The following is a 13,657-nucleotide window of genomic DNA, read 5'->3' on the forward strand; positions in this document are numbered from 1 at the left end:
CAGGGGCTGACTTTTAAGGGTCTGACTCCCTCTGGATCAGAGGGGTCCGGCCCTTTCTTTTTTCTTTTTACCGCTCTATTCTAAATTATTTTCAAAGACGTAAATATATAGTAAGACAAAGCATGCTGGAGGTCGAATATGAGGTTAAGCGAGTTGAGCGGCAAGGAGATCGTAGACGTAAAACGTGCGGAAAGGCTTGGCGTTCTGGGACAGACAGATTTAGAAATCAATGAAACCACAGGGCAAATTGAAACATTAATTATCCCTGCATTAAAATGGTTTGGATTTCGCAAACAAGGCGGCGAAGTTCGAGTGCAGTGGAAGCATATTAAGAAAATCGGTTCTGATATGATCATTATTGATATTCCTGACAATGAATAGCAAAGAAAGATAAGAGGTTGGCCGAGAGCCGATCTCTTTTTTTATTGGATTCTTTTTTGCAGTAGGTGGAAAACTCACCGATTATGACATTAGCGCATAAGATGTTGGAGTAGTTCGTCAATACATTTTCCTGTACGGATTTTGCAGAAGAAGGTGAGTATTTTCATGCTGACAGGAATTCAAATTGCAATCATAGGCGGTGATGCCAGACAACTGGAAATCATCCGCAAGCTTACAGAACTGGATGCCAGGCTGTCTCTGATCGGATTTGAACAGCTGGATCATGCTTTTACCGGAGCGATTAAAGAAAAAATGGATGATGTTGATTTTTCAAATATAGATTCAGTCATATTGCCGGTGCCGGGTACAAGTTTGGAAGGTCAAGTCGAAACGATATTTTCCAATGAAAAAGTGTTTCTCACTCAAGAGAATATTTCCAAAACTCCGGAACATTGTACGATCTATTCAGGAATCAGCAACTCTTATTTAAATGAAATAACAAAGCAGGCAAACCGCCGCCTAGTTCAACTGTTTGAAAGGGATGATGTCGCAATTTACAATTCAATCCCTACGGTTGAAGGGACGATTATGATGGCCATCCAGCATACCGATTTTACAATCCACGGTTCAAGAGTGGCTGTACTTGGTCTTGGCAGAGTCGGAATGAGTGTTGCAAGAACGTTTCATGTTCTCGGAGCGAAGGTAAAGGTCGGAGCAAGAAGAAGCGAGCATATTGCCAGAATTACGGAAATGGGCTTAACACCTTTCCATCTAAACGAAATCAAACAGGCGGTAAAGGATATAGATATTTGTATTAATACGATTCCGCATTTAGTCGTAAATGCTTCGGTTATTTCAAAAATGCCTGCTCATACGCTGATCATTGATCTAGCTTCGAAACCGGGAGGAACGGATTTTCGTTATGCAGAAAAGCGAGGCATTAAAGCTTTGCTTGCACCGGGGCTTCCAGGAATTGTTGCACCGAAAACCGCCGGAAAAATTCTCGCAAATGTTCTCGCTCAATTGCTGAAAGATGACTTACAAAAAAGAAAGGGGAAAGAAGAATGAGCTTAAAAGGCAAAAGAATCGGATTTGGGTTGACGGGATCTCATTGTACTTATGATGAAGTGTACCCTGAAATCGAAAACCTTGTGAATACCGGAGCTGAAGTGGTACCGGTTGTAACGTTTACGGTCAAAAATACAGAAACGCGGTTTGGAAAAGGGGAAGATTGGGTTGAGCGTATCGAAGATTTAACGGGCAACAAGGTAATCGATTCAATTGTCAAAGCGGAGCCTCTTGGTCCCAAAATTCCCCTTGACTGTATGGTAATTGCACCGTTGACTGGAAACTCATTGAGCAAATTTGCGAACGCCATGACAGACTCCCCTGTACTAATGGCTGCGAAGGCAACATTGCGAAATCAAAAACCCGTCGTATTGGGTATTTCAACAAATGATGCATTAGGTTTAAACGGAGTCAATTTAATGAGGCTAATGGCCACTAAAAATATTTACTTTATTCCTTTTGGTCAGGATGATCCGGTAAAGAAGCCAAATTCAATGGTTGCCAGAATGTCGATGCTCGAAGAAACGATTATCTCGGCAATGAATGGAAAACAGCTCCAGCCCGTAATCGTAGAAAAATTTCGTGATGGAAAGTAATATCCCCGCGCTTTTTCCAGCAATAATTCAAAAAGCTTATTCCTTTAACGAATGAATATGATAAAATATATAATATTATTAAGATGGCGGTCTTATCAAAGAAGAGCCGCCTTCTCTAGTATTCTCAATTGCTGGAGAAAAATATATATAAAAAGATGCGGAAGGGGAACTATACATGGGTCAAAAAGAAGGTCTTCATATAGCAGTGGTAGGTGCAACAGGCGCAGTTGGTCAACAAATTATAAAAACCCTTGAAAATCGTAATTTTCCTGTAGGAAAAATTACACTTTTATCCTCAGCCCGGTCTGCAGGGAAAACGGCTTTATTTAAAGGTGAAGAAATTACGATTCAGGAAGCAAAACCTGAAAGCTTTGAAGGTGTAGATATCGCACTATTCAGTGCAGGAGGCAGTGTGTCTAAAGAGCTTGCTCCTGAAGCTGTAAAACGCGGTGCGATTGTTGTCGATAATACGAGTGCTTTTCGTATGGATGCGGATGTTCCGCTTGTCGTTCCTGAAGTAAACGAATTTGCACTTCATGAACATAATGGAATTATTGCCAATCCAAACTGTTCAACCATTCAAATGGTTACAGCATTGGAACCAATTCGACAAAAGTACGGTCTGAAAAAGGTGATCGTATCAACTTATCAGGCTGTTTCAGGTGCAGGTGCTCAAGCAGTGGAAGAATTATATGAGCAGACAAGAGCGATTATTAATAATGAGCCGTATGAGCCAAAAATTCTACCTGTTAAATCTGATAAAAAACATTATCAAATTGCTTTTAATGCCATACCGCAAATTGATAAATTCCAGGAAAACGGCTATACTTTTGAAGAAATGAAAATGATTAATGAAACGAAGAAAATTATGGGGCTTCCAGACCTGCAAATTGCGGCAACTTGTGTCCGATTGCCTGTTGCGACGGGACATTCTGAATCGGTGTATATTGAAGTGGAAAAAGACGGATTAACCGTTCAAGAGTGTAAAGAAATCCTTGCCGGTGCTCCGGGAGTTGAGGTTCTAGACGATATTGAAAACCAAATCTATCCGATGCCTGCAGATTGTGTAGGCAAATACGAAGTCTTCGTTGGCCGAATTAGACAAGACCTTGACACGGCAAACGGATTCCATATGTGGATTGTTTCTGATAATCTCTTAAAAGGCGCAGCTTTGAATACAGTTCAAATCGCAGAAAGCTTAATCAAATTAGATCTTATCGGAAACAAATAATGGGGATTGAGATAAATTATGAGGTGTTACGATGAAAATAATCGTTCAAAAATTCGGGGGCACTTCAGTCCGTGACGATAAAAGCCGAGAGAATGCGAAAAGGCATATAGAGAAAGCTCTCGCAGAAGGCTACAAGGTTGTAGTTGTTGTATCAGCAATGGGACGAAAAGGAGAACCGTATGCAACCGATACCCTCTTGTCATTGATTGGAGGCAATGCGAGTAAAGTAAGCAAACGCGAGCAGGATCTTCTTCTTTCTTGCGGAGAAATAATCTCAAGCATTGTTTTTACAAACATGCTTGTTGAACACGGCATACGTGCTGCTGCTTTAACAGGTGCCCAAGCAGGTTTCCGGACAAACAGCGATTATACAAATGCAAAAATCATAGAAATGAAATGTGACAGGCTTTTAAGGGAATTAGAACAAAACGATGTTGTAGTCGTAGCCGGATTCCAAGGTGCTGCGAAAAATGGCGATATAACGACCATTGGCCGTGGCGGAAGCGATACATCAGCCGCTGCTCTTGGGGCAGCGCTTAATGCCGAGTGGATTGACATTTTTACCGATGTTGAGGGGATAATGACGGCTGATCCGCGGATTGTTGAAAATGCACGTCCTTTATCAGTTGTTACTTACACGGAAGTGTGCAATATGGCCTATCAAGGAGCAAAGGTTATACACCCCCGGGCCGTAGAAATAGCCATGCAGGCAAAAATTCCGATCAGGATCAGATCTACTTATTCTGACAGCCCCGGCACCTTAGTTACGTCACTCAACAGAAACAATCGAGGAAGCGACATTCGCGAGCGGCCGGTAACTGGAATTGCCCACGTTCCAAATGTAACCCAGATTAAAGTATTCGCTAAAAAAGATCAGTATAATTTACAAGCGGAAGTATTTAAAGCAATGGCAAACGAAAAAATCAGTGTTGATTTGATTAATATATCGCCAAATGGGGTCGTCTATACTGTAATGAATGATATGGCAGATCATGCCATTCAAATTTTGACCGATTTGGGGCATGAACCGGTTGTTGAACGGGATTGTGCAAAGGTCTCCGTTGTCGGTGCAGGTATGGCCGGAGTTCCAGGCGTCGCATCAAAAATAGTAACAGCGCTGTCAGAAAAGGGAATTCGTATTTTACAATCTGCTGACAGCCACACGACCATCTGGGTTTTAGTTAAACAAGAGGATTTAGTAAATGCAGTCAAAGCATTGCACGATGCATTCCAGCTTGAAAAAGAGACGCTGGAGTTTGAACGGATAGATTGAGGAGGAGCGGAAAGATGGTTTCATTTGGTCGAATTTCAACAGCTATGGTTACACCATTTGATAACAAAGGTCATATTGATTTTGCAAAAACAACTCAACTCGTGAATCATTTAATTAATAATGGTTCAGATTCATTAGTCGTTGTCGGTACTACTGGAGAGTCAGCTACTCTTACAAAAGAAGAAAAATTGGCGCTTTTTCAGCATGTAGTAAAAGTAGTTGAAAAAAGAGTTCCTGTTATTGCAGGTACCGGAAGCAATAATACTTATGATTCAATCGAAATGACAAAAAAAGCAGAAAAAATCGGCGTCGATGCGATCTTGGCAGTTGCTCCGTATTATAACAAACCAAACCAGGAAGGATTATATCAACATTTTAAGGCAATTGCTGAAAGTACATCCCTTCCTGTTATCGTTTATAATATTCCGGGAAGATCTGTTGTAAATATTGAGCCTGAAACGGTCATCCGATTGTCCAAGATTCCGAACATTGTTGGTGTAAAAGAAGCGGGAGGGAATCTTAGTGCGATGACGCAAATTATTGCCAATACGGATGACGATTTTCTTTTGTACAGCGGAGACGACGGCTTAACGTTGCCGGTTTTGTCAATCGGCGGAACCGGAGTTATTTCTGTTGCCTCCCATGTTATCGGAAATGAAATGCAAGAAATGATCAGTGCATTTTTAAATGGTGATCATGAACGTGCGGCAAAATTGCATCAAAAGCTGCTTCCGCTTATGGATGGATTATTTATCGCTCCAAACCCTGTGCCGGTTAAAACGGCATTGCAAATAAAAGGCATGGATGTCGGTTCGGTTCGCTTGCCTCTTGTTCCGCTTACTGAACAGGAGCGAAATACAGTGGCAGCATTATTAAAAGCATTATAAAAATACGAAGGCCAATCCTTAGTGGTTGGCTTTTTTTATTATTAAAAAAGATTAATTTTGTTAAAGCAGTAAAGCATCTTTGGATGAAACGTTGTCTAGCTCCACAAGAACGCTTCGGCAGCGACGCTTCGCACGAAGGAAAGCGTTAGCTTTTCGAGGAGCGCCTAGCCCCTCGAGGTCGCCTCACGCCTGCCGATGAAGTCAAAAAGCGACTTCACCGTCAGGCCCGCAAGCAGCTGTCGGGGCTAAGCGAGGCGCTTGCGCTTTTCTAATTTTGGTTGTAAACATTTTCTTTCTTCAAGTATAATATTTTTAACTGATCTTTGGTCGGCATTAACAACATAGGAGGTAACGAAACAAAGTGAATAGTAGAAAGAATGAAAGCATTAAGCTTATTGCTCTGGGGGGAGTAGGAGAAATTGGAAAGAATATGCACATTGTTGAAGTGGACGGAGAAATATTTGTCGTTGATGCAGGTTTAATGTTCCCGGAGAACGAAATGCTCGGGATTGATATTGTCATCCCTGATATTTCTTATTTGATTGAAAATAAGGACAGAGTTAAGGCGATATTCCTTACGCACGGCCATGAGGACCATATCGGAGCATTATATTATGTTATCTCCAAACTGAATGTTCCTGTTTATGGCACAAGATTAACATTGGCGCTTGCAAGAGCCAAACTGAAAGAAAAAGAATTTAAAGGAACCGCCCATTTTCAAGAAATTCACTCAAACTCGAGACTGCAATTTGAATCGGTTGATGTCAGCTTTTTTAAAACAAATCACAGCATTCCTGATTCAGTCGGAATATGCTTTCATACTTCAGAAGGAATGATTGTACATACCGGAGATTTTAAATTTGACCAGGCTGCCGGGAAGTTATATCAACCTGAAATCGGAAAAATGGCAAACATCGGTGATCAAGGAGTTTTATGTTTGCTTTCAGATAGCACTGAAGCGGAAAAACCTGGATATACTACATCAGAAGCGATTGTTGCAAGAGAAATGTCTGATATATTTTACAATGCACCGGGAAGAATTATCGCTGCCTGTTTCGCTTCAGATATAAATCGAATTCAGCATATTTTTGATTCCGCATTTGAAAACGGAAGAAAAGTAGCTGTATTAGGAAAAAGACTTGAACGAGTTTTTGATATTGCACTTGATTTTGGATATTTGGAAGTTCATGAAGATTTAATCATTCCTGTTCAAGAAGTCAGCCAATATCAAGATAATGAAATCGTATTGCTGACAACAGGTGACCAAGGTGAGCCGCTCGAAGCACTGCAAAAAATGGCAAAGCAGACACACAAGCAGATAAATATTCAGTCCGGGGATACGGTTATAATCGCTGCGTCTCCATTAAATTGCAGTGAACTGTTTATTTCTAAAACAATTGATATGGTTTATCGGGCAGGGGCCAATGTAGTTTCCAGTAAGAGCATTATCAAGGCATCAAGCCACGGAAGCCAGGAAGAATTAAAGTTCATGATAAATTTAATGAAACCGAAATTTTTTGTTCCGGTTCATGGAGAGTATCGCATGCTGAAAGCCCATGCAAAAATCGCCATGGAGTGCGGTCTTTCAAACAGTCAAATCCATATAGTTGATAAAGGTGAAGTTCTTGAATTCAAGAATGGAAAAATGCAGCTGAGCGGCCGTGTTCAAGCAGGGAACTTGTTAATTGACGGAAACGGTGTCGGTGATGTTGGAAACATCGTATTAAGAGATCGGAAGCTCTTATCACAGGATGGAACACTGATCGTCGTCGTAACATTGAGCAAGAGCGAGAAAAAGATCGCCGCAGGGCCTGAAATCATTTCCCGCGGCTTCGTTTATGTCCGTGAATCGGAGAAATTAATAGAGGAGTCAATCGATTTAGTCAAAGAAATTGTTGATAATAGCATATCAAAAGATTCTTTTGATTGGTCGAGTCTAAAACAGGATATGCGGGATTCATTAAATCAATATCTCTTCGAAAAAACAAAGAGGCGGCCAATGATTTTACCGATTATTATGGAAATCTAAAGCAAAAAATTTGCTGGGCACCGGATGAAAAACCGGCGCCTTTTTTTATGTTCATTGAAAAAGGTTCTTTCCGTATTTTAGTTAAAGATTCAAATTTAACGGCCACTTTTTTTATTTATTGACCAATTCTTGTTAGAGCTGATAAAGCTCTTCGCATGAAATAGACTTCCTGGCCCATACTAACAATATCATAATGGAAGGGAGAAAAATAAATGGATAAAGAGCCGAGGCAAAATTCTGAATATTATGGTGAAGACCAGCAAAGTGATGAAAAGCAGTCAAATATCATTGAAAAAATTCAACAACTTGGCCAAACGAACGTTCCGCAATTATCACAGGATTCGAAGATCCATTGCTTGGCAATTGTCGGTCAAATTGAAGGCCATATACAGCTGCCGCCGCAAAATAAAACGACGAAATATGAACATATTATTCCGCAAATTGTTGCCATTGAACAAAACCCGAATATTGAAGGGCTTCTCGTAATCTTAAATACTGTAGGCGGCGACGTTGAAGCCGGGCTGGCTATTTCAGAGATGCTTGCTTCTTTATCAAAGCCTACTGTTTCACTAGTGCTTGGGGGAGGCCATTCAATCGGCGTACCGATAGCAGTCTCTTGCAGCTATTCTTTTATCGCTGAGACGGCAACGATGACAATTCATCCAATTCGATTAACCGGATTGGTGATAGGAGTTCCCCAGACGTTCGAATATCTGGATAAAATGCAGGAACGAGTGATTAATTTTGTCACAAAGCATTCGGATATTTCGGCGGAAACATTTAAAGACCTCATGTTTGCAAAAGGCAATTTAACGAGGGATATTGGAACGAATGTTGTCGGAACCGATGCAGTCAAATACGGTCTAATTGATGAGGTTGGCGGGATAGGGCAGGCGTTAAAAAAATTGAATGAACTGATTGATTTAAACAATGGTGAAAAAGAGGCGATGATCCAATGATTTTGTATACCATGATGCCTCATGAACTCGTTTTCCCAACTGAAGATCATGAGTTTGGCAAGCAAAGAACGATCATTTACAATGGAGTCCCATTGTTAGTCGAAATGGAAGATGATCATTCTTTCAGAATTGTTCGCAATTTAAGCAGTGATCCGAAGCATTATTTGGACTCCCGCTGTAATCCGGGAGAAAAAATTTCTTATTTTTAATGTTTTGTTTTTTTCTGAAAGCCCTGCCGATATGATATAATGAGAATAAAAGCCAAAGAGCAGCCTAATAGGCTGCTTTCTTACTTAATACTATCTCTTCATGCCATACATATTTGATGTTCATATTTTGTTTAAACGTAGAGAATTTTGATGATGCTGAAAAATAAACACATGATTAAGGTGATGAAATGGCCAAAACAAAGAAACGACGCTCACAGAAAAACGATCATATGAAAAGAACGATTCAATATGAACTGACTGCATTAGTTTTAATCGCTTTGGCGGTCATCTCCATTGCCAGACTCGGTGCGGTAGGAAACGCTTTCGTCCTATTTTTCCGGTTTTTCATGGGAGAATGGTATATGCTTATCCTGCTTGGGATTGTTCTTGTTTCTGCATATATGATGTGGAAGCGGTCTTTTCCATTTCTCTTTCACCGAAAGCTGATCGGTTTATATTTCATAATCTCTTCAATATTGCTTTTGAGCCATATTACGCTGTTTCAATTGTTATCAAACGGGGGTAAATTCGAGGACCCGAGCGTTATTGCAAATACATGGGAATTATTTTGGATGGAAGTGCGGGGCGAGACAAGTACAACTGATCTCGGAGGCGGGATGATCGGTGCAATTTTGTTCGCGCTTTGCCACTATTTGTTCGATGAAGCAGGTACAAAGCTGATCGCAGCTGTTTTTATTATGATTGGATTTGTCCTTTTAACAGGAAAAACATTTGGCGATTCGCTGGGCAAGATTTTTTCTTTTCTAGGAAGTTTCATAAAAAATCAGTGGATTGCTTTTCTTGAAGATGTAAAGAATTGGCGGACTGAACGTACGGAAAGGAAAGCGGCAAGGAGACAGCGGCAAGAAGAAAGATTGCGCCGTTCGCAGGAAAAAGAAGAAGCGGAGCAAATGACAGATTCCGATCAACCAGAATTGGAGATCGGTTCCCCGCCGGAACCGATCATCTCCAGCTTTACGGAGAGAGCTTATCAAGAACATGCTGGAGATTCTGCGACAAAACCTGAAAAGAAAAGCAAAGATTTATCTGTACAAGAAAGTGATGACGATTCCGCTCCGCCAATAACATTTACAGAGGTTGAAAATATTGATTATGAACTTCCTCCTCTTCGATTATTAAAACTTCCGCGGCATACAGACCAGAGCAGAGAATATGAACTGATCCATGCAAATGCAGCAAAATTGGAACGGACATTTCAAAGTTTTGGCGTAAAAGCTAGAGTGACACAAGTTCATCTCGGTCCGGCGGTAACGAAATATGAAGTTCATCCGGATGTTGGGGTAAAAGTAAGCAAAATTGTAAGCTTAAGTGATGATCTTGCGCTTGCACTTGCCGCAAAAGACATTCGAATCGAAGCACCGATTCCCGGAAAGTCTGCAATTGGAATAGAAGTCCCAAACTCTGAGGTTGCGATGGTTTCTCTGCGCGAGGTACTTGAATCGACACAAAATGAAAAGCCTGATTCAAAGCTCCTGATCGGGCTGGGCCGCGATATTACGGGTGAAGCAGTTCTTGCTGAACTGAATAAAATGCCGCATTTGCTTGTTGCAGGAGCAACGGGCAGCGGGAAAAGTGTATGTATTAACGGAATTATTACAAGCATCTTAATGCGGGCAAAACCGCATGAAGTTAAATTAATGATGATCGACCCTAAGATGGTTGAATTGAATGTTTATAACGGGATCCCACATTTGCTTGCTCCAGTCGTCACTGATGCCAAGAAAGCATCGCAAGCATTGAAAAAAGTGGTAAGCGAAATGGAACGGCGTTATGAATTGTTTTCGCATACCGGAACGAGAAATATCGAAGGCTATAATGAATACATTAAAAGGCATAATGCCGAAGAAGAAGCAAAACAGCCTCTGTTGCCTTATATTGTTGTCATTGTGGACGAGCTGGCTGATTTAATGATGGTTGCTTCCTCGGACGTTGAAGATTCGATTACCCGTCTTGCACAAATGGCAAGAGCAGCGGGAATTCACTTAATCATCGCGACCCAAAGACCGTCAGTAGATGTGATTACCGGCGTCATTAAAGCAAATATTCCATCCCGGATCGCTTTCGCTGTTTCTTCACAGACTGACTCAAGGACAATTTTGGATATGGGAGGAGCAGAAAAGCTTCTCGGCCGCGGTGACATGCTGTTTCTTCCTGTTGGCGCTTCTAAACCAATACGCGTCCAGGGTGCTTTTCTTTCAGATGAAGAAGTTGAAGAGGTAGTAAACTTTGTCATTTCCCAGCAAAAAGCACAATATCAAGAAGAAATGATCCCTGATGATATTCCGGAGAATACTTCTGAAGTGGACGATGAACTTTATAATCAAGCTGTCGAACTGGTAATAGAAATGCAAACGGCTTCGGTTTCCATGCTGCAGCGAAGATTTCGCATTGGCTACACACGTGCTGCCCGGCTTATTGACGAAATGGAAGCAAGAGGGATCGTTGGTCCGTATGAAGGAAGCAAACCCCGTGAAGTTCTCGTGTCAAAGCCAAAAGAAGAAGCTAACTAGTATGAATGAAAAAGTAATTATGGGGCTGGCTCATTAGCAAAGGGTCAGCCTCATTATTAAAAGACGTAAAACATCACTGAAAAATCTTCAAATACAACATATTTTTTGAAGCGCTTACATATCCTAATGAAAATAGAATGAAGCCTCCTAATTGGATTTATTGGAAGCAGATTCATCTATTTTTCAGCAGCATTTTTCCTTCCATTTCTGTATGATTATTTATTAAATTTTGACTGTTTTCTGCTGTCGCCTTTTTTTCTTCAAAGTAGAGAAACACTATTTATTTATAGAGAAAAAAGTGATATAGTATTTTCGATTAGTAGGAATGATTGAACATCAGAGGTCTGATGTCTTGAGAAAATGGTTGGAGGAGCCTGCATGTCAATTAAGTCAGATAACCGTCATTTGTATTTACAAGTCATCGATCGCTTAAAGCAAGATATTGAAAAGGGGCTGTATAAAGAAAGAGAAAAGCTTCCGTCTGAATTTGATCTTGCTAAACAATTAGGAGTAAGCAGAGCCACGCTTCGAGAAGCATTGCGAATTCTTGAAGAAGAGAATGTGATTATCAGACGTCACGGCGTTGGCACTTTTGTCAATGCAAAACCTCTGTTTACTTCAGGGATCGAGCAGTTAAATAGTGTTACGAACATGATTCAACTAGCTGGCATGACTCCGGGAACTATTTTCTTAAGTTCGTCAACCCAAGGCCCGACCGAGGAGGACGTTCGCCGTTTCTCATGTTCATTGGATGAAGAAATCGTCGTGATTGAAAGGGTAAGGACCGCTAACGGGGAACCGGTTGTCTATTGTATCGACAAAGTTCCTGAAAAAATTTTGCCTGAGAATTTTTCTCTCGAACAGGAATCCATCTTCAATTTATTGGAGATGAAGGCAAACCGGAAAATTACATATGCAGTTGCCCATATTGAGCCTATAGGCTATCACGAAAAAATTTCTCCCATCCTTGAATGTGATCCCGAAACAGCATTGCTTGTTTTAAAGCAAATGCACTATGATGAAATGGACGAGCCCATCCTTTATTCGGTAAACTATTTCAAAGCTGATAAGTTCAGATTCCATGTTTTGCGGAAGAGAGTTTAATCATTTTAAAAGTGAAAACGCAATCAATGGGCCTATTCTGAACATTTCTACTAAAACCACAAATTTTTTGGGGGGTACAAATGTTGAAAAAGCGTAAATTTGGTTTAGCGCTGTCACTCGTACTTGCTGCCGGAACAATTTTGGGTGCTTGCGGCAAAAGTGAAGATGGCGGATCAGCCGGTGAAGGTTCAAAAGAAGATAAATTTACAGTTGCAATGGTAACAGATGTCGGCGGTGTTGATGACAAATCATTCAACCAATCTGCTTGGGAAGGTCTTCAAGCATTTGGGAAAGAAAACGGTCTCAAACAAGGAAAAGATGGTTACCACTACCTTCAATCACAATCAGATGCAGATTACGCTACAAATTTAAATACACTTGCGCGTCAAGGTTTTGATTTAGTGTATGGTATCGGTTTCTTAATGCAAGAGGCTGTTAAAGAAATCGCCCAACAGCAAAAAGATAAGCATTTCGCAATTGTGGACGCCGAAGTGAAAGAGCCAAACGTTGTAAGCATCTTATTTAAAGAGCAAGAAGCGGCATTCTTAGCTGGTGTTGCAGCTGCGAAAGCGACAAAAACAAACAAAATCGGTTTTATCGGTGGAATGGAAATTCCGGTAATTGAACGGTTTGAATCCGGATTCTTGGCCGGTGTAAAAGCAGTAAACCCGGATATTAAAGTTGACGTACAGTATGCAGGTGCATTTGACAAAGCTGAGCTTGGAAAAACAATTGCATCTAAAATGTACTCTTCCGGTGCGGACGTGATTTTCCACGCTGCCGGCGGAACAGGTAACGGTCTATTTACGGAAGCGCGCGACCGTAAGAAGAAAGACCCTTCAAAAGAAATCTGGGCGATTGGTGTTGACTCAGACCAGTCTGCAGAAGGTGTCGTTGAAATTGATGGGAAAAAACACAACGTAATCATTACTTCAGCTCTTAAACGAGTTGATAACGCAGTAAAAGACCTTTCTACTAAAGCAAAAGAAGGAAACTTCCCTGGCGGGGAAGCGATCATTTACGGTTTGGCTGAAGATGGTGTCGGCTTAGCTCCAATTAATGAAGAGCTTTCCAACAAATCCGATATCGAGGCAGCAGTTAAAGAATGGCAAGAAAAAATCAAGAGCGGTGAAGTGAAAGTTCCTTCTACTCTAGAAGAACTTAAATCATTTTCCGCAAAATAAATGATAGCGAAGGAATAAGCGGGCTGTCGCTTGCCGGCCTCTTATTCCTTTTTTTGTGGAAAATCATAAAAGGCTATGCCGGCGGAACAAAATTTTAACTGAAGAACAGAACATTTTCTGCTTTTCAGTTAGGATTTTTTTGGGTGACTCCCATTTTTAAAAGTACTAAAACGTCTGACCTCTAACTACTGATTATAATTTCCTA

At 40.9% G+C, this 13,657-nt stretch carries 12 protein-coding genes; all 12 read left to right on the top strand.

The window, feature by feature from the left end; all coding sequences use genetic code 11:
• The first annotated feature begins 138 nt into the window (after nucleotides 1–138).
• The gene (locus tag C0966_RS04110) at nucleotides 139–381 is read left to right on the top strand and encodes a YlmC/YmxH family sporulation protein (protein ID WP_274853935.1); all 243 of its coding nucleotides are present in this window, start codon (nucleotides 139–141) and stop codon (nucleotides 379–381) included.
• Between the two features lie 165 nt (nucleotides 382–546).
• A complete protein-coding gene (gene dpaA, locus C0966_RS04115; protein WP_274853936.1) occupies nucleotides 547–1,449 on the top strand; it encodes a dipicolinic acid synthetase subunit A in 903 nt (300 codons plus the stop codon).
• Nucleotides 1,446–2,045 carry a dipicolinate synthase subunit B gene (dpaB, locus tag C0966_RS04120; protein WP_274853937.1) on the top strand — a complete coding sequence of 200 codons (600 nt, stop codon included), beginning with the start codon at nucleotides 1,446–1,448 and terminating at the stop codon, nucleotides 2,043–2,045. Before dpaA ends, dpaB begins: the two co-directional genes overlap by 4 nt.
• Before the next feature lie 175 nt (nucleotides 2,046–2,220).
• The gene (gene asd, locus C0966_RS04125) at nucleotides 2,221–3,276 is read left to right on the top strand and encodes an aspartate-semialdehyde dehydrogenase (RefSeq protein ID WP_274853938.1); all 1,056 of its coding nucleotides are present in this window, start codon (nucleotides 2,221–2,223) and stop codon (nucleotides 3,274–3,276) included.
• 31 nt (nucleotides 3,277–3,307) lie between these two features.
• The gene (dapG, locus tag C0966_RS04130) at nucleotides 3,308–4,549 is read left to right on the top strand and encodes an aspartate kinase (RefSeq protein ID WP_274853939.1); all 1,242 of its coding nucleotides are present in this window, start codon (nucleotides 3,308–3,310) and stop codon (nucleotides 4,547–4,549) included.
• 14 nt (nucleotides 4,550–4,563) lie between these two features.
• On the top strand, nucleotides 4,564–5,436 hold the full coding sequence (gene dapA / locus C0966_RS04135; RefSeq protein WP_274853940.1) for a 4-hydroxy-tetrahydrodipicolinate synthase: 873 nt from the start codon (nucleotides 4,564–4,566) through the stop codon (nucleotides 5,434–5,436).
• Between the two features lie 361 nt (nucleotides 5,437–5,797).
• On the top strand, nucleotides 5,798–7,465 hold the full coding sequence (locus tag C0966_RS04140) for a ribonuclease J (RefSeq protein ID WP_274853941.1): 1,668 nt from the start codon (nucleotides 5,798–5,800) through the stop codon (nucleotides 7,463–7,465).
• A 212-nt stretch (nucleotides 7,466–7,677) separates the two neighbouring features.
• Nucleotides 7,678–8,424, top strand: coding sequence for a ClpP family protease (locus tag C0966_RS04145; protein WP_274853942.1), 747 nt, complete (start codon nucleotides 7,678–7,680; stop codon nucleotides 8,422–8,424).
• Nucleotides 8,421–8,633, top strand: coding sequence for a YlzJ-like family protein (locus C0966_RS04150; protein WP_274853943.1), 213 nt, complete (start codon nucleotides 8,421–8,423; stop codon nucleotides 8,631–8,633). The genes C0966_RS04145 and C0966_RS04150 overlap by 4 nt, the downstream gene beginning before the upstream one ends.
• A 188-nt stretch (nucleotides 8,634–8,821) precedes the next feature.
• Entirely contained in the window at nucleotides 8,822–11,164 is a 2,343-nt protein-coding gene (locus C0966_RS04155) for a DNA translocase FtsK (RefSeq protein ID WP_274853944.1), read from the top strand.
• Between the two features lie 378 nt (nucleotides 11,165–11,542).
• The gene (locus C0966_RS04160) at nucleotides 11,543–12,268 is read left to right on the top strand and encodes a GntR family transcriptional regulator (protein ID WP_274853945.1); all 726 of its coding nucleotides are present in this window, start codon (nucleotides 11,543–11,545) and stop codon (nucleotides 12,266–12,268) included.
• A gap of 83 nt (nucleotides 12,269–12,351) precedes the next feature.
• On the top strand, nucleotides 12,352–13,452 hold the full coding sequence (locus C0966_RS04165) for a BMP family lipoprotein (RefSeq protein WP_274853946.1): 1,101 nt from the start codon (nucleotides 12,352–12,354) through the stop codon (nucleotides 13,450–13,452).
• The last annotated feature ends 205 nt before the right edge of the window (nucleotides 13,453–13,657 follow it).

The organism is Bacillus methanolicus, from assembly GCF_028888695.1.
GTDB lineage: Bacteria > Bacillota > Bacilli > Bacillales > Cytobacillaceae > Bacillus_Z > Bacillus_Z methanolicus_B.